This is a genomic window from Burkholderia savannae (genome assembly GCF_001524445.2).
Taxonomy (GTDB): domain Bacteria; phylum Pseudomonadota; class Gammaproteobacteria; order Burkholderiales; family Burkholderiaceae; genus Burkholderia; species Burkholderia savannae.
Window position 1 is genome coordinate 2,207,091 of record NZ_CP013418.1, and the last position, 24,346, is coordinate 2,231,436.

The 24,346-nt window shown below is 64.6% G+C and carries 14 protein-coding genes; 13 read left to right on the forward strand and 1 reads right to left on the reverse strand.

Annotation, left to right across the window (positions count from 1 at the left end; genetic code table 11):
* The first annotated feature begins 77 nt into the window (after positions 1 to 77).
* The 11 genes from WS78_RS30835 to WS78_RS30880 all read left to right on the forward strand — a co-directional run bounded on the left by WS78_RS30835 (position 78) and on the right by WS78_RS30880 (position 17,751).
* On the forward strand, positions 78 to 848 hold the full coding sequence (locus WS78_RS30835; protein ID WP_059576983.1) for a fimbrial biogenesis chaperone: 771 nt from the start codon (positions 78 to 80) through the stop codon (positions 846 to 848).
* A gap of 57 nt (positions 849 to 905) precedes the next feature.
* The gene (locus WS78_RS30840; protein ID WP_059576980.1) at positions 906 to 3,392 is read left to right on the forward strand and encodes a fimbria/pilus outer membrane usher protein; all 2,487 of its coding nucleotides are present in this window, start codon (positions 906 to 908) and stop codon (positions 3,390 to 3,392) included.
* Positions 3,383 to 4,363, forward strand: a complete 981-nt coding sequence (locus tag WS78_RS36630; protein ID WP_059576976.1) for a fimbrial protein — start codon at positions 3,383 to 3,385, stop codon at positions 4,361 to 4,363. Before WS78_RS30840 ends, WS78_RS36630 begins: the two co-directional genes overlap by 10 nt.
* Before the next feature lie 444 nt (positions 4,364 to 4,807).
* On the forward strand, positions 4,808 to 5,068 hold the full coding sequence (locus tag WS78_RS30850; RefSeq protein WP_038754894.1) for a hypothetical protein: 261 nt from the start codon (positions 4,808 to 4,810) through the stop codon (positions 5,066 to 5,068).
* A 49-nt stretch (positions 5,069 to 5,117) separates the two neighbouring features.
* Complete coding sequence (locus WS78_RS30855; protein WP_063889433.1) at positions 5,118 to 5,804, forward strand: OmpA family protein; 687 nt, start codon at positions 5,118 to 5,120, stop codon at positions 5,802 to 5,804.
* A 557-nt stretch (positions 5,805 to 6,361) separates the two neighbouring features.
* Positions 6,362 to 9,991, forward strand: coding sequence for a YadA-like family protein (locus WS78_RS30860; protein ID WP_059576973.1), 3,630 nt, complete (start codon positions 6,362 to 6,364; stop codon positions 9,989 to 9,991).
* Between the two features lie 187 nt (positions 9,992 to 10,178).
* On the forward strand, positions 10,179 to 11,219 hold the full coding sequence (locus WS78_RS36635; protein WP_156437378.1) for a hypothetical protein: 1,041 nt from the start codon (positions 10,179 to 10,181) through the stop codon (positions 11,217 to 11,219).
* 885 nt (positions 11,220 to 12,104) lie between these two features.
* Positions 12,105 to 12,518, forward strand: coding sequence for a hypothetical protein (locus WS78_RS30865; RefSeq protein WP_038747557.1), 414 nt, complete (start codon positions 12,105 to 12,107; stop codon positions 12,516 to 12,518).
* Positions 12,519 to 12,716: 198 nt separating this feature from the next.
* The gene (locus tag WS78_RS30870) at positions 12,717 to 13,382 is read left to right on the forward strand and encodes a response regulator transcription factor (RefSeq protein WP_038747402.1); all 666 of its coding nucleotides are present in this window, start codon (positions 12,717 to 12,719) and stop codon (positions 13,380 to 13,382) included.
* On the forward strand, positions 13,382 to 16,630 hold the full coding sequence (locus tag WS78_RS30875; protein ID WP_059576968.1) for a hybrid sensor histidine kinase/response regulator: 3,249 nt from the start codon (positions 13,382 to 13,384) through the stop codon (positions 16,628 to 16,630). The genes WS78_RS30870 and WS78_RS30875 overlap by 1 nt, the downstream gene beginning before the upstream one ends.
* A 374-nt stretch (positions 16,631 to 17,004) precedes the next feature.
* Positions 17,005 to 17,751, forward strand: a complete 747-nt coding sequence (locus WS78_RS30880) for an EAL domain-containing protein (RefSeq protein ID WP_052145062.1) — start codon at positions 17,005 to 17,007, stop codon at positions 17,749 to 17,751.
* Between the two features lie 198 nt (positions 17,752 to 17,949).
* On the opposite strand, the gene WS78_RS36640 is transcribed toward WS78_RS30880, so the two are convergent.
* Entirely contained in the window at positions 17,950 to 19,455 is a 1,506-nt protein-coding gene (locus tag WS78_RS36640; RefSeq protein ID WP_157131166.1) for a hypothetical protein, read from the reverse strand.
* Between the two features lie 403 nt (positions 19,456 to 19,858).
* Here WS78_RS36640 and WS78_RS30890 point away from each other — a divergent pair, with 403 nt between their 5' ends.
* Both WS78_RS30890 and WS78_RS30895 read left to right on the forward strand, forming a co-directional pair.
* Entirely contained in the window at positions 19,859 to 20,485 is a 627-nt protein-coding gene (locus WS78_RS30890) for a response regulator (RefSeq protein ID WP_059576955.1), read from the forward strand.
* Between the two features lie 32 nt (positions 20,486 to 20,517).
* Positions 20,518 to 24,243, forward strand: a complete 3,726-nt coding sequence (locus tag WS78_RS30895; RefSeq protein WP_059576952.1) for an ATP-binding protein — start codon at positions 20,518 to 20,520, stop codon at positions 24,241 to 24,243.
* Positions 24,244 to 24,346 lie beyond the last annotated feature (103 nt).

Here is a 24,346-nt window from a genome sequence, read left to right on the forward strand (position 1 = left end):
GCGCAATCGCGCGCATCGAGGGCGGATTTCACCGACGCGGCACCTAGGCCAGTTAATTTTTCGGGGAGAGACGAGATATGCGCCTGTCTATCATTTGTCACGCCGCTTTTGCTGCCGCCCTCGCGTTGGGCGGCGTCGAAGCGTATGCCGGCATTCAGGTCGGCGGTACGCGCGTGGTGTTCGATGCAAAAGCCGACGCGCGCGATACGTCGGTTGCGGTGCGCAATAAAGGCGAGACGCCGTATGTGATTCAGATCTTCGTCGATGACGGAAACGGGAACACCCGGCGCATGCCGTTTACGGTCACGCCGCCGCTCTTTCGTCTGGACGGCGGCAAGGAGCAGCGTGTGAGCGTGCGCTACGTGAAACGGGGTGCAGGTTTGCCGCAGGACGCCGAATCCGTCTACTGGCTCAACGTGAAGGAAATCCCGCCCACGCAGAAGCGCAAGGCGGACGTCAACACGCTGAAGATCGCGGTCCTCACGCGCATCAAGCTCTTTTACCGGCCTGCCGGTTTGCGCGGCAGCGCGGCCGATGCGCCGCCGCAACTCAAATGGTCGGTCGTGCCGAGCCCGATCGGGCAGGGCGCGGCGTTGAAGGTCAGCAATCCGACGCCGTATCACGTGACCTTCTCGACCATCGAAATCCAGGCCGCGCAGAACGCAAGCATCAACGCGGACATGGTGAACCCCAAGAGCGAGCTGATTGTCCCGATTCCTCTCAGGGCGATCTCGCATGTCGGTCCGGTCAAGTTCAGCTATACGACGATCAACGATTACGGCGCCGTCACCCAGGCGACGGAGGTGACCGCGCAACCAGCCGGAACGCCGGACGCGCCACCGCAATAAGCTGCGATGGCTCGGCATCGGGGTGCCGACGTCGGCTTCTTGCGCATACGAGCGATCGTGCTGGCCGCCGCGCTGACCGCGCTTTCGTCCGTCGTCCGTGGCGAGCAAGCGTTCGAGTTCGATCCCGCCTTTCTCGAACTGGGCGGCGGCAGGGGCGGGGCGGACCTTTCCGTGTACGCGACGTCGAATCGCGTACTGCCGGGCGTTTATCTGGTGTCGATCTTCGTCAACGACGAGGCAATCGACAGGCGTGACATCGAGTTCGTGCCCGAAAGCCGGGAGGACGCGGTTCCTTGCCTGACCGCCCGGATGTTCGACGAGTGGGGCGTCAACGTCGCCGTGCTTCCGAGGCTGGCGCAGGCTCGTGAGGACGCTTGCGTCGATATCGTCGACAGCGTTCCCGACGCGCGCGTCGCGTTCGACAGCCATCAACTGCGTCTAAACGTGACGGTGCCTCAAGCCGCATTGAAGCGACGTGCGCGCGGATCGGTAGATCCGGCTCGCTGGGATCAGGGCATCAACGCCGCGCTGCTCGACTACCAACTGAGTGCCGCGCAATATGCGGGCGGCAACTACGCGTCCGCCAATTCGCGAACGACGCTGTACGCGGGCCTTCGCGGCGGCATCAATCTGGGCGCCTGGCGGTTGTCGCATACGTCGTCGTTTCTGCGCGGGCTCGACGGACGAGACCGCTTTCAGATCATCAACACGTTCGTGCAGCGCGATATCCAAGGCTGGAACAGCCGGCTGATGGCCGGCGAAGGCACGACGCCGTCCAACATTTTCGACGGCTTCCAGTTTCGCGGCGTACAGATCAATACCGACGAAACCATGCTGCCCGATAGCCTGCGGGGTTATGCCCCGACTGTGCACGGCGTCGCACAGACCAATGCGCAGGTGACGATCAAGCAGAACGGCTTCGTCATCTACAGCGCCTACGTGCCACCCGGGCCGTTCACGATCGACGATCTCTATCCGACATCGTCGTCGGGCAATCTGGACGTGACGATCACCGAGGCCGACGGGCATGTCACGACATTTACGCAACCCTACTCCGCGGTGCCCATGCTGTTGCGCGACGGCTCGTGGCGCTACAACGTCACGGCGGGCCAATATCGCGACGGCATTTCGGGCTCCCATCCGAATTTCGCGATGGCGACGCTCGCACGCGGCTTGCCGGGCGAATTCTCGTTGTATGGCGGTGTCATCGAGGCCGGCATGTATCAATCGGTGTTGGTCGGAATCGGCAAGAATCTCGGCACCGTCGGCGCTGTGTCGTTCGACGTGACGCACGCGCGAAGCGCGATCGATATGGCCGACAGCAGTACGGTATCCGGACAGGCGTTTCGCGTGCTTTACGCGAAGGCGGTGGGCGGTTGGGGTACGGATTTCCGATTGCTTGCGTATCGTTATTCCACTGCGGGTTATCGCAGCTTCGCCGATGCGGTGCAATTGCGCGACGGCAGCGAACCGGCCGCGCTCGGCGCGAAACGCCAACGCCTGGAAGGCAACGTGAATCAGCGTCTGGGCCGCTTAGGCTCGATGTACGCGAGCGTGGTCCTGCAGACATACTGGGGCAGTGCGGCGCGCAGCACGGTGTATCAACTCGGTTACAACGGCAATTGGGGCCGCGCCAGCTACGGACTTTATTCCACGTACAGTAAAGGAAACGGCGTGCCGTCGAGCTGGAACGTGTCGTTGTCGCTGTCGATGCCGCTGGAAGCGCTGTTCGGCGGCGCGAGAGCGCGTGCGACGAGCAGCGGCACGAATGTCACGTACTTCGCAAGCCGAAACAACGAGAATCACTTCAATCAACAGGTGACGGTTGGCGGCGGCAGCAGCGATCAGCAACTGAATTACAGCGTCGGCGTCGCGCATTCGAACCAGTCGGACGTAAGCGGAACGGCATCGGCGAGTTACCTTGCGCCGTTTGGCCGCTACGGCGCATCGGTCGGCAGCGGTCGCGGATATTCGCAGGCCGCGCTCACGGCGGCGGGTGGAATGCTGTGGCACGGGACGGGACTGCTATTCACGCAGCCGCTCGGCGATACCGTGGCGGTCGTGGGAGTTCCGAACGTGAGTGGAATCCACTTCGAAATGCATCCTGGCGTGAGCACGAATCGGGCCGGCGAAGCGGTGATTCCGCGTCTGAATCCATACCGCGTCAATCGCATCGTCATCGACCCGCGCCGCATGCCGCAGGATGTGGAAATCCGCAATCCGGTGAGCGAGGTGGTGCCGACTCGCGCCGCGGTCGTTCAAGCCCACTTCGATTCGGTCGTCGGCTTCCGGGCGATGTTCGCACTGACGCGCCCGGACGGCTCATCTCCTCCGCAGGGGGCGACGGCCGAAAACGACGAGGGGCAGGCGCTCGGCGTCGTAGGGATGGACGGCGAGACGTTCGTGGCCGGATTGCCGGATATCGAGGGGCGCTTTTTCGTTCGCTGGGGCGCGGAGCGGCAGAATCGATGCCACGTGAACTACACGCTGCCCGAGCAAGCGCCGGCCGGCGCGTATCCGGCCGTGGAGGCGACATGCAATTGAAACGGGAATCGCTCGTGCGGCCGCTTGGTTTCTTTCGCATGCGCAGGGTGGCGTGCTGCTTATGGATTGCCGCCGCCGCACTGCCGATGGGTGCGCGCGCGGCGACTTGCGAAGGCGACAAGACGCTCGTCACGCTTCCGGCCATCGCGGTCGCGTCCGATGCGCCGATCGGGACAGTGTTGTGGAGCCAGAGCAGTATCGGCTTCAGCACGTATTGCACGTTGGGTTGGATCGACACCAGCAATATTTATGTTTGGCGCACCGACTTGAGCTCGACGCTTCAGCAATACGGGCTGACCTTCTGGCTGACCTACGAGGGGCAGGGCGGAAACACTGCGCAGCAAATCAAGAGCCCGCTGGTCGTCGATCTCGGCGGCAAGGCCGGCTATGCGAGCGGAACTGTCGGCCTGGAATTGAGGAAGACGGGCGCGACGCCCGCGCAAGGCGTTGTCAGCGCGGCGGACATGCCGGCCTTCTATTTGGACAGTAATACGAACAACAAGAAAGGTTCGCATTACATTCGCGGTCTAGCCAGCATTTCGTTCGTTTCCTATACCTGCGACATCGATACGGGATCGCGCAGCATGACCGTTCCCCTCGGCGACGTGCGCGTCGACCGCTTCACGGGGATCGGCTCCTCCTTTGCGGACCGGAATTTCAGCATCGGCCTCACGTGCACTCAGCCGTCCGGCACGTACAACGTCGCGCTGACGTTTTCCGCGACGGCAGACAGTTCCGGCGCGCCCGGCGTTCTGGCGATCACGCAAAGCGAGGCGGCGGCGACCGGCGTCGGCATTCAACTGCTGATGAACGGCTCGCCGGTGACGTTCGGTTCCGAACTCGATGCCGGCAGCGCGACCGCAGGCACAACGCTGGCGATTCCGATGACGGCGCGCTATTACCAGACCGGCAGCGTCATCACGCCGGGCGCGGCGAACGGCATCGCGACGTTCACCATCAGCTACAAGTGATTCATGCCGCGGCGGCGGAAGATTCAGCGTGCGCGTCCGTTTGCGGGCGCAACCGGCTGTCGCCCGATTCGTTGCCGATACTCCTGCTGAGGCGCGGGCGCACGCTCGCACGGTGAGGGCGATGGCGAGGCAAGCGTCGGCATCGCGCTTCGCCGGTAGCGCGGATAGGTGCGGTGAACCGACGGTCCGGATTTCCATTCGATTTCTCGTTCGCTCCGGAACGGAAGCGGCCTAAGCGGCGCCGGAAATGCCTCGCCATATTCGTAGAACTTCGATATCCGATCGAATTGCCCGCCGCTAATCTTACGGGCGAAACACGGTTGCGCAAGCCCGCGTTCCGCGGCCGGGACACATTTTGGCGCGTACATGTCTCCATCCGGTCAATGCGCGCGGGACGTGCGTCTCCGCTTTGACCGATCTCGTCCATCGAATTGCAGACTCGTCATGAAATTTATCGTGCTGTTGCTCGTTACAGCTCTTGCAGGTTGTTCGTCCTTCTCCACGTCTCGAACCAATATCTACTCGATCAGGGCGGAAGACGGCATTCAGCGGTATCGGGTGACGTGTTCCGGGTTGTTCGGCGGAATGGAGGCCTGCAGGCAACGCGCGGCGGAAGTTTGCGAAGCGTCGCACGTCGTGAAGATCGGCCCTCAGGAGCCGGCTGCCGTCACCTTTATGTGCGAGGCGTCTCGGGCGGCGCGTTGACGCGCGACGTGACGCCATTGGATCGAACATAAAAATCATTTAGTAGAACATGAAAAATCTCATCATTGTTATTGCGCTGTCGGCGCTTGCGGGGTGTACCGTCTATTCCGGTCCGACGGTGAATGCGCGTCCGGTCGGTGATGCCGCAGGGAAGCAGTTTGAAGTCGAATGCACGGGCCTTTTTGTTGAAACCGGATCGTGCTTGAAGAAGGCTCGGGAGCTTTGTGAGATCCAGCCCGGATCGCCGTCCTTGCACGTTCTCGAGACGATCGGGCCGATTGGCCGTACGCCGGACCGGCTGGTGTTTCGTTGCGATGCGCCAGTCAAGCCCCGACCGCCGATCAAGCCTCAACCGCCGGCTGCGATTGTGCCGCCGCCTGTCCAGCCGCCGGAGAAGGTGCTGTTTCATGGCGACGCGCTATTCGATTTCGATCGCGCCGACCTCAAACTGCTTGGCAAGCGCGCGTTGGACGATGTCATTCGCCAAGCGAAGGGCAAGCGGTTTCGCGTCGTGCTGGTGTCCGGCTACACCGATGCCATCGGTTCGGATGCGTACAACAATGCGCTTTCAGCTCGCCGCGCGCGCACCGTTGCCGACTATCTGCGCGAGCGTGGATTGCTGGCGGATCGCGTGGTCGTGAATGGATTCGGCAAGTCGAATCCGGTTGCGTCGAATGCGACCGACGACGGACGCGCACAAAACCGACGCGTCGAAATCATTCTGGAAAGGGAATAACGGCGAACGTCGACGCTTCGACGCATCGGCGGTTTGCGCGGCGGCTTTCATGCGAATGCGAATTCGTCGGCGTCGTGCATCAGGCGTTCGTGCGGCGTACGGGCAGTGTTCGTGCGTGGCCCTTTATTTCACCGATGCGGACGTTCTCCAAATGCGCCGGCGCTGCATGTGCGGCCGTTCGTCGCGAAGAATGCCAAAACAGTGATCCGCACTCGTTGAGGGTCGCATTCCGATTCGATATTTCGTTATACGAATGGGAATTCGGTGTGACGACACGTCGCACATGAAGAACGGCGCTCGGCATCTTCACGTGCCCCGCCGTTTATTTCGAACTATTGAGATGTATCCGGAAGACTCGAATCTGTATCTTGATGATCAGAATCGGTAGTTCGGAAAAGACGTCGTTCGGATTTAAAAGACATCCGAAATTCACTCCGCAACTTCGGTTGGTTTTATCTGCGCCGTTCATTCAAGCGAGCAGTCGCATACCCAAGTCGGCGTTTTCTAATCAATTTATTCGTATAGCAGTACGAAATTAATATATTGGGGAATATCTCATGAACAAGATTTTCAAAACGGTATGGTGCGAAGAGACGCGTACGTGGGTTGCGGCGTCGGAGCACGCAGTGGGGCGCGGTGGTCGCGCTTCGAGCGTCGTGGAATCCGCCGGCGGACTGAAAAAAGTGCTCAAGCTGTCGCTGCTGGGCGCTGCATCGCTGGTTGCGATGGGCGTTGTCGGGCCGTTTGCCGGCGAGGCAATGGCTGCGAATAACACCGGTCTGTGCTTGACGTACAACGGCGGTAAAAACAATGTTGCCGGCAGCGGGGGCCTTATAACCGGGAACGGTTGTAATTCGGCCGGTTGGATCAATGGCATGGTCGCGGGTGGCTCGACGAACTGGATGGGGATGACCGCGGACGACACGCAGATCGTTCTCGACGGCAGTGCGGGCAGCATTTATTTCCGGACGGGCGGCGTGAACGGCAACGTGTTGACGATGTCGAATGCGACCGGCGGCGTATTGCTCAGTGGCCTTGCTGCCGGTGTGAATTCGACCGATGCAGTCAACATGTCCCAGTTGACCTCGTTGTCGACCTCGACGGCAACCAGCATCACTTCGCTTTCGACCTCGACGGCAACGAGCATCGCTTCGATTTCGACGAGCCTTCTTTCGGTCGGCGTGGGCGTCGTGGCGCAAGATTCAGCGACCGGAGCGATCAGTGTCGGCGCCAATTCGCCGGGCCTGACGGTGAATTTCGCGGGAGGCCAGGGTGCGCGCACGCTGACGGGCGTTGCCGCCGGCGTCAACGATACGGATGCGGTGAACGTCAGCCAGCTGACGTCGCTGTCGACGAGCGCGTCGACGGGGCTTTCCACCGCTGATAGCGGCATCGCGTCGCTGTCGACGTCGCTGCTCGGCGCGGCGAGCGATCTGACGTCGCTGTCGACGAGCGCGTCGACGGGGCTTTCCACCGCTGATAGCGGCATCGCGTCGCTGTCGACTTCGCTGCTCGGCACTGCAGACGATGTGACGTCGCTGTCGACGAGCCTCGGCACGGTCAACGCGAATCTGGCCGGCTTGCAGACGTCGATGGAGAATGTCGTGTCCTACGATGATTCGTCGAAATCCACGATCACCTTCGGCGGCGTGGGCGCCACGACGCCGGTCCTCCTGACGAACGTGGCGGCGGGCGCGATTTCGGCAACCAGCACGGATGCGGTGAACGGTTCGCAGCTCTACACGCTCCAGCAGGATTTCTCGCAACAGTACAGTCTGCTGACGTCGCAAGTCTCGTCGCTCAGCACGTCGGTGTCGGATCTGCAAGGCAGCGTCGCGGCGAACACGGGAACCGCTTCGGGCGACAACAGCACCGCGAGCGGCGACAACGCGACCGCGTCGGGGACGAACAGCACGGCCAATGGTTCGAATTCGACCGCGTCGGGCGACAACAGCACGGCGAGCGGCACGAATGCGTCGGCGACGGGCGATAACAGCACGGCAACCGGCACGGATTCGACCGCGTCGGGCGACAACAGCACGGCGAATGGTGCGAACTCGACCGCGTCGGGTGACAACAGCACGGCCAACGGCACGAATGCGTCGGCGACGGGCGATAACAGCACGGCGACCGGCACGGATTCGGCCGCGTCGGGTAGCAACAGCACGGCGAATGGTGCGAACTCGACCGCGTCGGGCGACAACAGCACGGCGAGCGGCACGAATGCGTCGGCGACGGGCGATAACAGCACGGCAACCGGCACGGATTCGACCGCGTCGGGTAGCAACAGCACGGCGAATGGTGCGAACTCGACCGCGTCGGGCGACAACAGCACGGCGAGCGGCACGAATGCGTCGGCGACGGGCGATAACAGCACGGCAACCGGCACGGATTCGACCGCGTCGGGTAGCAACAGCACGGCGAATGGTGCGAACTCGACCGCGTCGGGCGACAACAGCACGGCGAGCGGCACGAATGCGTCGGCGACGGGCGATAACAGCACGGCGACCGGCACGGATTCGGCCGCGTCGGGCAGCAACAGCACGGCGAATGGTGCGAACTCGACTGCGTCGGGCGACAACAGCACGGCCAACGGTACGAACGCATCGGCGACGGGCGAGAACAGCACGGCAACGGGTACGGATTCGACCGCGTCGGGCAGCAACAGCACGGCCAACGGTACGAACGCATCGGCGACGGGTGAAAACAGCACGGCGACCGGCACGGATTCGACCGCGTCGGGTAGCAACAGCACGGCCAACGGTGCGAACTCGACTGCGTCGGGCGACAACAGCACGGCCAACGGTACGAACGCATCGGCGACGGGCGAGAACAGCACGGCAACGGGTACGGATTCGACCGCGTCGGGCAGCAACAGCACGGCCAACGGTACGAACGCATCGGCGACGGGTGAAAACAGCACGGCGACCGGCACGGATTCGACCGCGTCGGGTAGCAACAGCACGGCCAACGGCACGAACGCGTCGGCGACGGGCGAGAACAGCACGGCGACCGGCACGGATTCGACCGCGTCGGGTAGCAACAGCACGGCCAACGGTGCGAACTCGACTGCGTCGGGCGACAACAGCACGGCCAACGGTACGAACGCATCGGCGACGGGCGAGAACAGCACGGCGACCGGCACGGATTCGACCGCGTCGGGCAGCAACAGCACGGCGAATGGTGCGAACTCGACCGCGTCGGGCGACAACAGCACGGCCAACGGCACGAACGCATCGGCGACGGGTGAAAACAGCACCGCCAACGGCGCGAACTCGACCGCATCCGGCGCGGGCGCGACGGCAACGGGCGAAAACGCCGCGGCTACCGGCGACAGCGCGACGGCGACGGGCAACAACGCGTCGGCGTCGGGCACGAGCAGCACGGCCAATGGCGCAAACGCAACCGCGTCGGGCGATAACAGCACCGCCAACGGCGCGAACTCGACCGCATCCGGCAACAGCAGCTCGGCGTTCGGTGAGAACGCGGCGGCAGCCGGCGACAGCAGCACGGCCCTCGGCGTCAACACGGTTGCTTCCGGTACGACGAGCACCGCTGCCGGCGCGAATGCTTCCGCCACCGGCGATTCGAGCACGGCGCTGGGCGGAAACGCGGTTGCGTCGGGCGACAACAGCGTCGCGACGGGCGCCGGTGCGACGGCGTCGGGCGCGAACAGCTCGGCGTACGGCACGAACTCGAGCGCGACGGGTACGGACAGTGTCGCCGTCGGTCAGGGCGCGATGGCGTCGGGATCGAATTCGGTCGCGCTTGGCACGGGTTCCGTTGCGTCGGAGGCCAATACGGTGTCGGTCGGTTCCGCGGGCAACGAGCGCAGGATCACCAACGTCGCGGCCGGCGTCAATGCGACGGACGCCGTCAACGTCGGCCAGTTGAACAGCGCCGTGTCGGGCATCCAGAATCAGATGACCGGCATGCAAAGCCAGATCGATACGCTCTCGCGCGACGCCTATTCCGGCATCGCGGCCGCCACCGCGTTGACGATGATTCCGGACGTGGACCCGGGCAAGACGCTGGCCGTGGGCGTAGGCACGGCCAACTTCAAGGGCTATCAGGCGTCCGCGCTCGGCGCGACCGCTCGTATCACCCAGAACATCAAGGTGAAGACGGGCGTGAGCTACAGCGGCAGCAACTACGTGTGGGGCGCCGGCATGTCGTATCAGTGGTAATCGCGTAGCGCTCCCCGCGCGCCGGCGCTCGACGCCCGGCCCGCGGGGCGTGGTTCGGGCCGTCGCATGCACGCATGCGGCGGCCCATTTTTTTTTACGACGTTCGTCGTTGCTCGCTTCGTGCGAAGCCGTGCGCGTAATCGGCTTCGTTCGGGCAGAGCAAGCCGCCCGAGCCGACACGTGTCGGATGGCGCTGCTCTTCGAATGTGCGGGCCTGCCGGGATGCGCCGCCGCCGTGCTTGCGGGTGCGTGGATCAATAAACGGCGCACGCATGCTGCGAAATGCAGCAGCCGCGCTTCAGTATCTCGGTCGACACGGACATGCGGGTATCCGGCAGGATGGCCTGCGCCGGAACGCGGGCTTTCTCGCAGCGTCCGCCCGTGCCTTCCTTTCGTTGCGACGATCGATGCCGAAAGATGCGGTGCGCTCAACCGCGCGGCGCTCGGCCTGCTGTGCAGCGGCTATTCGCCGATTCGCAACGCCGAGCGGACAAGATCGGCCGATTACCGCTATCCCGACAGTGACATCAAGCAAGCCTGCCGGCTCGTCGGCCGAGCGATCGTGCGCCCCGTGCGATTCGCCGGCGACTCCGAACGCGCCGCCGCACGATCCTTGCCGCTGTCGATCCGTTTCGCCGGAACAACTCGGTTCATAGGGATCGGCGCGTCAACGCCGGCGTTGGTGCGCCGGCATCTTCGATGCACGGCATGGGCGCAGGCAAGGCGCGCTTCGCTTCGATGCGCGGCTGCGAGCGCGCACATCACGCGTATCCGAACATGCTGGAAGCGGTCAACGTCTGCAACGCGCTTCATCCTGAATTCGCGGACTTTCGCATGCTCGCTCGATGTCGCCAAGCCAAGCCACGGCCTCGCGTCGTTCGGAGGAACTCATCCGGCATGCCGTGCCGTCGCGTCCCGCGTCGATTCGATCGTCGCCCGCCAATGGGAAAGCGCACAGAGCGATGTCGATTTCGACGCGTTCCCCGGTGATTGCCTGCTGTCGCACGATCCGCACCTGATCTCGCACCTGATCGGGAACCGCGGATGCCGACGTCGCAACTTCGATTGCAAAGGCGGCGCTACGGCGCACCTGCGCGCTTCACGGCGCTCGGCTCGGACACGATCGTCGAATCGCGCGCCGTTTCCCGGGCAGCCCCTCGCATCGGGCCGCCAAGACAACGCGTGCGCTTATCCCGGCGCAATCGTTTCGTTATACGAAGGTCCGTGAACGGACGAGCCGAGCGGCGCGCGCTCTGTTTGCGCCGGTTTCGGCGGAATTGGCGGAATTGGCGGGGTCGTCGGCGAATTCCGCGGCATCGATCATGCGCGTCGCACGCGCGCGGCGAGACAACAGGGCGAACACGCGCAGCCGGAGCGGCCAGTTGACGGAACGTCAGGGATGCAAAGCATGGGATGTGCCGCCATGCCGTATACAAGTCGGCCGGTTCGCGCCTGGGTCGTCCGGGCAGAAATTCTAACTTTTTTGATGTTCGTCGAATGCTCGTTTGCATAAAAATGGATATCGGCCGCAGCAAGGCGGCCGCATGAGACGCATGCGACGCATCCGATCAAGAGAATAGCGATACGTTGATCCGGATGCGGCCGTCGAACGACAACGAGATGTCGGCGCCGGCACGACCGTTTTCGGGGCGGACGCCATTCTGTCGCACGCACGCTCATTCGAAAGTTCGATCGCGAATCGCGCGGCGTTCGGACTCCAGAATTGGCGCGCTCCGGGGAGCGCGTCTTCTTGCGATGCGCGAATCGGCCGCTTCCCGCGGAAGCGTTCGGCCCGGCGCGCATCGATCGCCGCTCGCGGCGCTTTTTTCGGAACGCTATTTTTTTTCGGCCCGGATGCGTGTCTATCTTCGCGAAATCCCGACGTGAAGATCCGTGAATTTTCAAATCATGTTAATTCCCGTTCGATTCAACGAGCGGATGCTTTTTTCTCTGGGTCAGGATCGTATTGGGCAATTGCGCCGCTCGGCTTTCGCGGCGAGGTCGATGGGAGATTTACTTGATGGAGCAGACGACGTCGATTGAATGGACGACTCGCTCGCATGCGCGATCCGAGGACTCGTGGGATCAGATTTCGCAATGGATTCTTTTTCTGGTGCCGGTCGTTTTCGTCGCGTTTTGCGTACTCCTGCTGTCGCTTTGGTACGTCGATATCTTGACCGGATGGTTGATCGTGGCTTTTGCGTTGCTCATTGAAGCCATGTTGATCGGCATCGGGTTTTTCGTTTTCGTGACGGTGCGGATATCGCGTTGGCAGCGGCACGAACACGATGCGAAGACGGCCCCGTGCTGCGCGGATCAGCAGGCGGACGAGGATTCGCCGATTCCGGTGGGATTCGACGGCGTGAAGACGGTTCATTGCATGTTTAAGTCAGGGCGGGTCGGCGCGTTTCGGGTAAGCTGTTACAACACGAATTGCCCGCTCATGCGCGAAGCGGACGAAGCCGAACGGCTGCCCCGGCGGACGGAACGAGCGTATTCGCACGAAGCGCTGCTGTATGAAAAATGAAAGGCGCAATGGAAACTCGAATACCGAACGGACGCGTTCGTGACTCGAAGTCGATGTGCGGCGTTCGGGCGAATCGTGCTCGCGAAGCATAGGCAGGAAAGCAGGCATTCGATATCGTGTTGCATGGAATGCGCATGACGGCGCGCCGGACATCATTCGCGCGCCGCTTCCGCGCTTTCCGCTTTTTTCGGAGCCGCCATGTCCAACGTTGCCCTGCATACAAGAAGTGTCGTCGTGGCTGACGATCATCCGATCGTTCTCCGCGCGGTGACGGACTACGTCAACTCGCTGCCGGGCTTTCGGGTGGTGGCGTCGGTCTCGTCGGGCGACGCGCTGCTGTCCGCGATGCGGGAGCAGGAGGTCAATCTCGTCGTCACCGATTTCGCGATGCATCAGGCGGATGACGACAAGGACGGCTTGCGCCTGATCTCTCACCTGATGAGGGCGTACGAGCGCACGCCCATCATCGTTTTCACGATGTTGACCAATAGCGGCGTGATCAGCCAGCTGTGCCGCATGGGCGTGGCGGGGCTCGTCGGCAAGGAGGAGGAGATCACCGAGCTCGGGCGCGTGTGCCTCAACGTCGCGCGCGGCGCCGGCCAGTCGTTGTCTCCCGGCATGGCGCACCGCCTCGCCGTCGCCGGCAGCATCAGGCCCGGCGAAGCGGCGTTCAATGCATTGACGCCGAAGGAGCTCGAGGTCGTGCGGCTGTTCACGGGCGGCATGTCGCTGACGGACATCGCCCGGACGCTGAATCGCTCGCTGGGGACGGTCTCGACGCAGAAGCGTTCGGCGATGCGCAAGCTCCATGTGGACACCAACGTCGATCTCATCAACTGCGCCCGAGAGCAAGGACTGCTCTGATGCAAAGACTCATGCAAGAACTCGAGGGATCGCCGCTGAGAAAGTTCCATTCGCTCGAGTCCAATTTGAAGCGCGAGCGCCGGGTCTTCGCGACCGTCATCGTGCTGCTCGTCTCGGCGGCCATCAGTATCGCGGCCATGACCGTCACCGGATTGTTTCAGACGGCTTTCCGGCAGGAGGAGCAATCCGCGCGCATCCACGAAAAGGAAGTGGTCGACGCTTTCCTGCAGCGCCGCATGATGTTGACGACGGCGAGCCTCGTGCTGCAGCTTCGAATGAACGGCGCGCCTTCGGCGCTGAGCGCGCCGGCGCCGAACGCGTGCACGCCGATGGCCCACAACGCCCGCGACGACACGATCCTGCGCGAGAGCTGCGATTACACGGTGCAGTTGCTGGCCAACTCGGGGCAGACGCCGAGCGTCGAAATGGTGACGGCCGACAGTTCGGTCGGCTACGGATATCTGTTTCCCGCGGGCGACTTGAGCGCACTTCGCGCCAGCACCCCGTCCGAGCTCGTTTCGGCCGTGCTCGAGCGGTACAGAAAGCGCGGCCTTGATCCGCTCGACGCCGCGCGCAAGAAGCAGATTCTCTGGTTCGCGATCGGAAGCGGGGCGAGCGGCGAGGAGTTGCACATGATCGGCGCGTCCGTCGTGTTAAAGGACGACAGGCTTTACGCGCTCGTCCTGACCAGCGTGGACCTGCACAGCCTCGCTTCTCCGATCGAGCGCGCCGGCCGCGTTCAGCAGCCGGTCATCGTGGACGCGGACGGCGTGCCGCTCGTGAACGCGGACGACTCGGAAATGGTCCGCAAGGTCGACGAGCGGCTCGCCGCAAGACAGGACGGCCTGTACCACTGGATTCCCGGCTTCGGATGGGCGCTTCGCCGCCCGGCGCCGTTCTCCGGTTTCGGGCACATGATGTATCTGCTTCCGCTCGATCTGCAACTGCAGTCGATGCAGTACGAACTGGGTCTCGTCGGCGGCGCGACGCTCGTTCTGATCGTGTTGCTGCTCGTCGCGTTCCGATACTGGAACTACCGGTTTCTGACGCGCATCTACGAGGAGGCGTCGCGAGCGCTCGAAAGCGAAATGCTCAACCATCTGCTGGTTCATGCGACACCGGTCGGGTTGTGCATCGTGCAGCGCACGACGCTGGAAATCGTCGTCGCCAATCCGATCGCGCGCACGATGCTCGGCTTGCGGCTCTCGGACCGGCATTTGCCGCAGGAGCTGCAGAACGCATTCGAATCGTCGCTGGCTACGCAGGACACCCAATCGGACGACGCGCGCATTTTCCAGTTCCCGTTCACGCTGTCGCGCGCCGGGCATTCCGCCGTCCACATCGAAATCACGTACGCACCCGCGACGCTGAACGCGCGGGAGGTGTTCTTTTGCGCGATCACGGACATGACGGCGCACCACCAGGCGGAAATCCTGCTGCGCGAGGCGAAGCTGACGAGCGACGCGGCGGCCAAGGCGAAGGTGGCGTTCTTCGCGTCGATGAGCCACGAAATCCGCACGCCCCTGTCGTCGCTCGTGGGCAACATCGAGCTGATCGCGCGCGGGCCGCTCGCGCCGGAGCAGCAGGCGCGCGTGAAGGCGATGGAGACGTCGGCTCGCGGTTTGATGCAGATCGTCAACGACGTCCTCGATTTCTCGAAGATCGACGTCGGCGAGCTGAGCCTCATGGAGGAGTGGTCGAACATCGCCGATCTGCTCGACCGGTTGGCGCTCTCGCATGCGCCGCTCGCGACGCAGCAGGGGTTGAAGTTCTACGTGGTGTTCGAGCGAAGCCTGCCCGCGCGGCTTTACTTCGATCCCGTCCGGGTATCGCAGATCGTGAACAATCTGCTGAGCAATGCGCTGAAGTTCACCCCGTCGGGCAAGATCGTGCTGCGCGCCGGCTGGCATGCCGGCGAGCTCGAAATCAGCGTGACGGACTCCGGCATCGGCATTCCGGATGACCTGAAGCACCGGCTCTTCCTGCCCTTTACGCAGGGAGACAGCAACCGGCTGAGGCAGGCGCGCGGCACCGGCCTCGGCTTGTCGATCTGCGCGCGCCTTTGCGAGCTGATGAAGGGGCGCATCGATCTGGAAAGCACGGTCGGCGTGGGAACCCGCATCGCGGTGTCCCTGCCGCTCGACGCATCGGAGGGCGATTCGAGCAACGCGTACTGGACGCTTCCGTATCGCCGCGTCGCCGTGCTCGGCCGTGCACAGGAAAACCTCGAATGGCTGACCAATCTGTTCGACCCGGGCGTCACGGCCGTGACTGCCTTCGCGAATCCCGCCGATCCGATCGACGAGCATGCGCACGACTTCCTGATGGCCACCGACGAATTCGCGCCGGCCGAAGTGCGGGCGTGGTGGAAAAGGCCGGATTCGATCGTGTGGGTCGGGCAGACGGGGCCGCTCGTGCCGAGACGGCGCGACGGCGGCGGCGTGGAAATCAGCATATATAGCCTTGCGGGGGTGAAATCCGCGGCGCAGATGCTCGCCGCCGGCCGCACGGCGCTCGTCGATGCCGGGCAAGCGCCCCGAGGGGCGGAGGCGGGAATCACGGTGCTGATCGTCGAAGACAATCTTCTCAATCGCAGCCTTCTGTTCGATCAGCTCACGACGCTCGGCGTGCGGGTCATCGAGGCGAAGAACGGCGAGGAGGCGCTCGCGCTGCTGTCGAAGGAGCCGGTGGACGCCGTGATGACCGACATCGACATGCCGGTGATGGACGGCTTCCAGTTGCTCGCCGAGATGAGGAAGCTCGGCATGACGATGCCGGTGTACGCGGTGAGCGCGAGCGCGCGTCCTGAAGACGTCGCGGACGGCCGGGCGCGCGGCTTTACCGACTACCTCGCGAAGCCGGTTCCGCTGGAAGGGCTCGAGACGGTCGTTCGCGCGTGTTGCAGCGCGCAGACAGGCGAGCGCGCGCAAGACGACGCGCAGGACGATCTGCCCGACGTCCCCAACGTGCCGGCCGCGTATGCGCGGGTGTTCGTCGCGCAGACCGGTGGAGAAATCGCGGAATTCGACGCGATCCTGCACGAACGCGCGCTGCCGAAACTGAGACGATGGCTTCACGGCGTGTCGGGCGGCATCGCCGTTCTCGGGCCTTCCGCGCTGCATGAGCAATGCCAGGAGCTTCGGAGCTACGTGCGCGAAGCCGGCGAGTGGAATCGCGAGATCGAGCTGCAGGCGTTGGCCATTCGGGATGCGCTCGAGCGGATGGTCGCGGCGCTGACGAACGAATGATCGTCGAACGCCGGGGCCTGCCGGATCGGGGGGCGCTCCCCTGCGGGAAGGCTCCGCGCCGAGTTTCGCGCTTTGCTGCGGGTTCAGGCTCGGATTCGAAGATTTGTGATTCTCTTCACGCTCGACATGATTTAACGTTTCCTGAAGATTTGAGGGCGATCGGACCGGCGGGCGTCGGCGTCGTGCTGCGAGGCCGCCTTCCGGCGGGCGCGAAGCCGCGACGGACGCCGCCGCGACGGCGGCGTCTTTGGGAGAATGATATGGAAACGGGCATCACGCGTCGTAGGGGTGCATTCTTTGCCCGGGAACACGAAAAGGGACTTCCGTTGGATGAGGCCGATCTCGAGCGAGCGCTCGAGGCCGGAGAGCTCGTCATGGATTATCAGCCGATCGTTTCCGTCCGTTCGGGGGCCGTGACCGGCGCCGAAGCGACGATACGATGGGATCATCCGGATTGGGGGGCGCTGCCTCAGCGCGTCGTGTACGCCGTCGCGGACCGGCTGGGCGCAGCGCCCCGGATCGCCGGCCACGCCGTGGGCGAGGCCTGCCGGCAACTCGCGCGCTGGAAGCACGAGGGCGGCGGTGTGTCGGCGCTGTCGATGCGGTTCTCGGGCGCCCAGTTGTGCGCCGAAAGCGTGTTCGAGCGGCTCGCGCAATCGATTGCGGAATTTGACATCTCGAGCAGCCAGTTGACGCTCGAAGTGCCGGAAATGTCGGCGCCGGAGGAATCGCTGAGTCTTCTCGATCGCCTGAAGCGGTTGAGGCAGAAAGGATACGGCATCGTGCTCAGCGATTTCGGGGCGCATCACACGGCGATGTCGACGTTGATGGTGCTGCCCGTCACAGGCGTCAAGTTCGGCGCATCGTTCACCGAGCGTCTGCCTGGTTCGCCGACCGCGGAGGCGATATTGTCAAGCGTCTCGCGGCTCGCGCACGATCTGGGTTTCTCGTTGACGGTGTCCGGCGTCGCAAACGGGCGCCAGTTGGAGCTACTGCGTCGATATCGCGATATCGAGCTGCAGGGCGCCTATCTGTTCAAGCCGATGCGCGCGCAAGACTGGCACGAGCGCGTGAATCCGAGAGCGCTGTCGCAACTGAATCTGCGCGAGCCGCCGTTCTGACGCGGCGAGCGAGGCCGTTTGCGTTTCATCGCGCCGATCGCGATCGGGCGCGCCGGCAGACAGGCCGGCCACCGTTGCGGGCCAGGTTCCGAATCCGCTGCGCGAGCGCCGACGCAAGGGCTGCCGTCAGACGCGGCCGGCGCGATTCGCGCCGCACTCCGGCGCGCCGATGTCTGCGCGGGTCGTGGCGAACGGCGCTCATGCCGTTCTCGCGCGGCCCGAGAGCGCCTCGGTCGGCTCGGCAATGCGCGCGTGACACGCGCGGACGTTCTTCGGGCTGGACGGCGCGGGCAGCCGCTTTGCCGGCAGCGCCCGGCATGCGAGCCCGAATGCCGCGTCTCGCGCACGGCGAGCGCAAAGGCTGGGCGATTCGACTTTGTCGCGCGCCTGGTCGCGCGCGGCGAGCCGCGTGGAATCCGGATGCCGCGTCAGCGCCGCCGCGCGACATCGTCGCCGTTGCCGCGCGAGCGGTCCTTCGGGACCGGACACGGACATCGCGGCGGCCCTGGGCGGCGCGTCGAGGGCCGCGTCGAGGTCGGCTCGCGCCGGATCGCCGCCGAATACGCCGCTCGGCGCGCGCAACGCAACGCATGCGGGCCGCGACGAAAGCGCGCACGAGCACGCCGCGTGCGCATCGTACGACAAGGCGCGCCGCGCGGTCGCTCGCCGCATCCGAGCTTCGAAGATCCGGCCGCTCGGCAACGGCGCATCCGGCACCGGCGCGTGTTCCCGCGCTTGCAGGAAGTGCGGCGTCGCGTGATCGAAGCGGCCCGCGCGCGGCGCGATGTCGCTGACAAGGCGATACGGGGCCGGGGCTGACCCAACGCGGGGCCTCCCGGCCGCTCGAATGCCGTCGAGCCTGCCTGCGAGTTCGCATGCGATGGATGGGCGCAATGGCGCGACCGGCGAACGTTCGATGAGGTCCGTGCTCATTTTCCTGTCCTTACTCCATACGGTTGAACGGCGGATTCGCTCCCGCCGATGTCGGACGTTTCCGCCGAAGGCCGGGCTTGCGTTCGCGCCGATGTCCTCGGCGGTGCGTGGTGCGACGGCGTGCCGTTTGCAATCGGCACGAGCCGGCTCGTCCGGTGTCGACGAAAGCGGAGTGGCGACCGGCTGCCCCGCGCGTCGGCCGCCCGACCCCACGCCGGCGCAGCTCGGAGAGGCGGATGCGTTGCCCGGCCGCTCGCCGGCGACGCGGCGCGTTGCCCGACGCGCACGCGCTCGACGCCGCTCGACGAACGCGGCCGTGCCGAGCGCGAACCCATGAACAGACATTGCCTTTCTTTTCTTACCGCGGAAATCGCAATTGTTAGAGACGCGGCTTCCATGTCGCCGCGCGTTCGCGATTTCGTCGTTGGCTGTCGCGTTGGCTGTCGTCGGACTCGTCGGCCGCGCGCGTCGTGCCCGTGGGGCCGAAATTTCTAAGAACTCTGATTCAACGGTCGATTCGCGATCGGTACAGTCGAATCCGGATAGGCGATGCGGGTGCGTTGCGCGATTTCGCCGATTGCCGCGACGGCGCGGCGTGTCGGGCGCGTTGCGTTTCGTGCGTGCTTGGGCGCCATCGACGGGAAACGCGCGGATGCCGCGCGATTCGTCCGCGAGCGCATGAGCGCAGATGGGCGTGCGTTGCGGGTTGCGGGCCGTCGCGTTCGGCAGCTTCCCGTGCATTACGCGGCAACTGATTTCCCGCGCCATCATTCATCGGCGTTCGCCATGGAGCCGCGCGATACGCGCCGTGCCGACGCTTCCGGCACGGCACGTTCGCAAGCCCGTTATCAGCGTGAAAAGGCCCTGGCCCAATACCGGCACGTGATCGCGGCAGCGGCGGCGTGGCTTTCGGCCGGTTGCTGCAGTTTTGGCGCTCCGGTCCGCCCACACGACGAGACGCAGGGCGAGTGTGCCGCGGCTCGATACCCGCCGGCACGCCCCCTTGTCGCCGCTTCGTTCGTGCTCTCGCGAACATCCGCATGACTCGGGGCCGCCGTGGCGGGCCGCGCCTTCGGCACGCGTTTTTTTCATTCACGACATCTCGTCGGTCTCGACCGACACGCAGGAGGGCACATGCCGTCAGTAGTGGTCGCATACGCACCGAGGAACCGCGATGCCCGGCATTCTGATTGTCGATGATCATCCCGCCATCGGTTTGGCGATCCGTACCGTGCTGTCCGGAAGGCAGGAGTTCGGGCCGATCCGCGAAGCGGCCAACGCAGTCGATGCGATGGCGCTCCTGCGCGAGCACCCCATCGAGTTGGCCATTCTCGACATCGAGATCCCGGGCGGCGACGGTTTCCGTTTGTTGAAGCGGATTCGTGCGGAAGGGCTGAAAACCCGGGTTTTGATTTTTTCCGCGATGGACGAAAAGATCTATTCGGTGCGGGCGAGCCAGGCCGGAGCCAACGGCTTCCTGAGCAAGCGAAACGACATGGCCCAGATCCTCAACGCCGTGAAGACCATCCTGTCCGGCTATCTGTTCTTCCCCGCCGAGGCCGTTTCGGCGCTCTACCACGATCGAGCGCAGGAAGCCGCGAACAGGATCGGCGGGTTGACGAATCGCGAGCTGACGGTGCTGCGCGGGCTCGCGCGCGGATCGTCGAACAGGCAGATCAGCGAGGATCTGTGCATCAGCAACAAGACGGTCAGCACGTACAAATCCAACATATTCGAGAAGCTCGGGGTGTCGTCGGTCGTGGGCTTGGCCGATTACGCGAAAAAGAACGGTCTGATCTGAGAACGATTCGCGGCAAGCCGCACCGCCGATCAATGGCGCAGGCGAGCCTCGTCGACATGAATACGATGTCATCCTGCATTTGGTCGAAGATCGGCCGCGCCGGGCGCCGCAATGCCGTCCGGCTGTCGGCCATCTTGTGTTTCGCGTCGGTTGGCGCTCATGCGGGCACGGCGAACCCGGAATATCCGCCGCGCAAACTGCAGTTGCACAGCATCGAGGACGCCAATCGGCACTTGTCCGCGGAGCCCGGTGATCGGAGCCGACCGCATTTGCCGAGGACGGTGCGGGTGGCGGTCGCGCGCGACGGCGGCGTCCCGTACAACCTGTATCGCGATCGCGACCTGTACGAAGGCGTGACCGCGGATTATCTCCACGTCATCCAGCATGCCGGCGGGCTTCGCTTCGAGATCTGGATGTTCGATACGCGCGCGCAGGCTCGAGCCGCGTTGATGAGCGGCTCGGTCGATCTCGTCGGCGGCGTTCGGCTGGACGCCGATCGGCACCTGCTTCGGTCGCGCCCGTACTTCACGGACCGGCGGGTCGAAGTGCGTGTGCTCGGAGAAAAAGGCCGGATGGAATCCGCGTCGGCGCCGCCGGAAAGCTATGCCGTGACGGCGGACGATTTCGGCAACGCGGCTTTTCGCGCCCGCTACCGGCACGAAAAGATCACGGCCTATCCGACGGCGCTCGGCGCGCTGCAAGCGGTGGCCTATCGCACGGCCGACGCGTTCATCGGCCAGGCCACCGAAGCGAACTACCTGATCGACCAATTGCAGTTGCCGCTGTCGATCACCAATTTCGCCGACGTGGACGCGCCGCCGTTCGTGTTCGCCGCCCGCGCCGCGGACACGGACCTGATCAACCATATCAACGCGGCGCTGCGAGCCATTCCGATTCGCACGGCCGGCGAAATCCAGCGACGCTGGTTCGGTTCGGCGAATCATTTCAAGATCCGTCGAGACCTCGTGCTGACGGAGGAGGAGCGCGAGTACGTGAGGACGCATCGCACCATTCGCTATGCGAGCGCGATCGATCTGCCGCCCTATATGTTCGTCGAGAGCGGCCGCGGAAAAATCACGGGCCTGGGCGTCGACGTCATGGACTTGATCGGCGAGCGCACCGGGCTGAGTTTCCAGCCCGTGTCCTTCGGCACTCAGCGGGAATGCCTCGCGGCGCTCGCGGACGGCAGGGTCGATTTGCTGCCGAACGTCGCGATCGGCGACGCACGCGAGAACTGGATGACATCGACCGCGCCGTATGCGCAGACGCTCTGGGTCATCCTCGTGCGCGCGGGCGATGGCGCTATCACCAGCACCGCGCATCTTGGCGGCAAGCGTATCGGCATCATGCCCGAGACGCGCGGGTTCCAGCGGTTCAATCCGGAACCGCTCATCGGCGAGCCGCAGCTCGTCGAGGCACGCGATATCCCGACGCTGTTCCGCATGCTTCTCGACGGCAGCGTCGATGCGATTTCCCTGCCCGGCACCACCGCCAACTATTTCATCGCGCAGTACGAGCTCGCGAGGCTGGTGAAGGCGGTGACGACGGTCAACGAGTCGGTCACCAGCATTGCGATGGCGGTGCGGCGCGACAACGAGCTGTTGCTCGGCATTCTCGACAAGGTGTTTCAGGCAACGCCGCCGGAGGATCTCGACGCCTTGCGGCGCGACCGGATGCGCTACCGCCCGACCAACGTGATCGCCGGTTGGTCCACCATGCAGCGGCAGCGGGTCGTCAAGGCGCTCACGGCGCTGTCCGTCGTGCTGAGCTTGAGCGCGGCCGCGCTCGGCGCGATTCGCTACGGCCAGCGACGCCGCGCGCGCGAGCTGCGCGAGAGGATCGCATTGCAGGATGCGCTGATCAACGCTTTGCCCTTCGCGGTCTACCTGCGCCAGGCGGACGGGCGCGTGGTCAGCTGCAATGCATCCTTCGCCGAGGCCTACGGGTTGCCGCGGGATGCGCTCGTCGACGCCGACGCGCTGCCTGCGTCGACCCTCCGGCAACAGGCATTGAACGCGATGCTCGATGAATTGTTTCAGGCCACGCTGACGGAGCGCCGGGCGCAATTCGTCGACAGAACCTTGGCGGACAACGGCGGCGATTCGGATCTGTTCGTCTGGACGGTTCCGCTCGGGTGTTCGAGCTCGGGCGCCGGCGCCGTGCTCGGCGGCTGGATCGACATCACGCTTCGCAAGCAGACCGAGCGCGCGCTGAAGCAGGCGACGCTCGAAGCGGAGACCGCGAACCGGGCCAAGAGCGCGTTTCTCGCGACAATCAGCCACGAAATCCGTACGCCGATGAACGCGATTCTCGGCTTGCTCGAACTGGAGCTCGGCCTTCCAGGCGCGCCGAACCGGGACACGATCTGGACGGTGCGCGAAACCGCGCAGTCGCTGCTGCGCCTCATCAACGATTTGCTCGACACGTCCAGGGCCGAGTCGGGGCAGCTTCAGCTCGATCCCCGGCCGACCTGCGTCGTGAGCTGCGTCGAGCGGCTGTTGTTGATGTATCGGCGGCTCTGCGCGGAAAAAGGCCTGGCGCTGAACGCCGAAATCGATCCCGGCGTGCCGCAGACGCTGCAAATGGATGGCTTGCGGGTGCGTCAGGTGATCGGCAATCTGCTGGGCAATGCACTGAAGTTCACTGACCGCGGCGGCATCAGCCTGAGCCTGCGATGGCAATCTCGCGACGATTCCCGCGGGACGCTCGAGATCGTCGTGCGCGACACCGGCGTGGGAATACGCGCGGAAGACCAGGCCCGGCTATTTCAGCCTTTTGAGCAGGTGACGGGCGCCGGGGCCGGCCTCGACGGCTCCGGCCTCGGGCTCTGGATCTGCGGTACGCTGGTGGCTCAGATGCGCGGCCGGATCGCGCTGGAGAGCGAGTTCGGCGAAGGCACGCAGGTGCGCGTTTCGATTCCGCTGATGCGAGCGTCGTCGGACGATGCAATGCCGCCGGCGCTGCCAACACCGCGAGACTGGGCGCGCAAGCTGCGCGCGCTCGTGGTCGACGACCACGCGCCGAACCGCATGCTGCTGGTGCGCCAGCTGCACGCGCTAGGCTTCGAGGAAACGTTCGAGGCCGGCGACGGCGAGCAGGCGCTCGAACTGCTGGAACGGGAAACGGTGGACGTGATCCTCACCGATTGCTCGATGTCGCGCATGAGCGGCTATGCCTTCACCGCCGCGGTGCGAGCGGACGAGCGATGGCGTGATTTGCCGATCTTCGGATGCAGCGCCGACGCGCGCGCCGAAGCGCATGAGCAGGCGTTGTCCGCGGGCATGACCGCGTTCCTGGCCAAGCCGGTCGGCCTGCTGGATCTGGCGCATGCATTCGATGCACATCTTCGCGGTGCGGTGCTCGTCGCCCCCCGCGCCGCGGAAGCGGCCGCGGACCCGACATCCGATGCGATGGCGCTTGCCGCGCGCCACGCGCTGTATGCGATCGCCGGCAACGACATCGACGCGCGCAACGCGTTGATCGACACGCTCGTGCGGAGCAACGACGCCGATATCCGGGCCTTGCAGCAGGCGATGGACAACGGCGACGTCGAAACCGCGATCCGGACCGCGCATCGCATCAAGGGCAGTTCGCAGATCGTGGGCGCGGCGGAACTCGAGCATGGCTGCGTCCAACTGGAGCAGCGTCTGCGAGAGGACGACACGGCGGCATCGAGGGCGCACGCCGCGCGCGTCGTCGCGCTGTGTGCCGTCTTGCATGCGCATCTGCGCGCATTGCGGCAGCGCGCGATCGCATGAAAGGGCCTGCGCAGGGCAGGACGCCGATCTGACGCCGCGGCTGCATCGACCGAAGGCTCAATGCAGCGCGCCGCGTTGCTCGCTTCGTTCGTCGCGCTGCAAT

Excerpts from the sequence above, each read along its gene's own strand:
- WS78_RS30860 (WP_059576973.1), top strand. The coding sequence starts at position 6,362 with ATGAACAAGATTTTCAAAACGGTATGGTGCGAAGAGACGCGTACGTGG.
- WS78_RS30870 (WP_038747402.1), top strand. The coding sequence starts at position 12,717 with ATGTCCAACGTTGCCCTGCATACAAGAAGTGTCGTCGTGGCTGACGAT.
- WS78_RS36640 (WP_157131166.1), bottom strand. The coding sequence starts at position 19,455 with ATGATGGCGCGGGAAATCAGTTGCCGCGTAATGCACGGGAAGCTGCCG.
- WS78_RS30890 (WP_059576955.1), top strand. The coding sequence starts at position 19,859 with ATGCCCGGCATTCTGATTGTCGATGATCATCCCGCCATCGGTTTGGCG.
- WS78_RS36635 (WP_156437378.1), top strand. The coding sequence starts at position 10,179 with ATGGCGCTGCTCTTCGAATGTGCGGGCCTGCCGGGATGCGCCGCCGCC.
- WS78_RS30875 (WP_059576968.1), top strand. The coding sequence starts at position 13,382 with ATGCAAAGACTCATGCAAGAACTCGAGGGATCGCCGCTGAGAAAGTTC.
- WS78_RS30880 (WP_052145062.1), top strand. The coding sequence starts at position 17,005 with ATGGATTATCAGCCGATCGTTTCCGTCCGTTCGGGGGCCGTGACCGGC.
- WS78_RS30855 (WP_063889433.1), top strand. The coding sequence starts at position 5,118 with ATGAAAAATCTCATCATTGTTATTGCGCTGTCGGCGCTTGCGGGGTGT.
- WS78_RS30895 (WP_059576952.1), top strand. The coding sequence starts at position 20,518 with ATGGCGCAGGCGAGCCTCGTCGACATGAATACGATGTCATCCTGCATT.
- WS78_RS30850 (WP_038754894.1), top strand. The coding sequence starts at position 4,808 with ATGAAATTTATCGTGCTGTTGCTCGTTACAGCTCTTGCAGGTTGTTCG.
- WS78_RS30835 (WP_059576983.1), top strand. The coding sequence starts at position 78 with ATGCGCCTGTCTATCATTTGTCACGCCGCTTTTGCTGCCGCCCTCGCG.
- WS78_RS36630 (WP_059576976.1), top strand. The coding sequence starts at position 3,383 with ATGCAATTGAAACGGGAATCGCTCGTGCGGCCGCTTGGTTTCTTTCGC.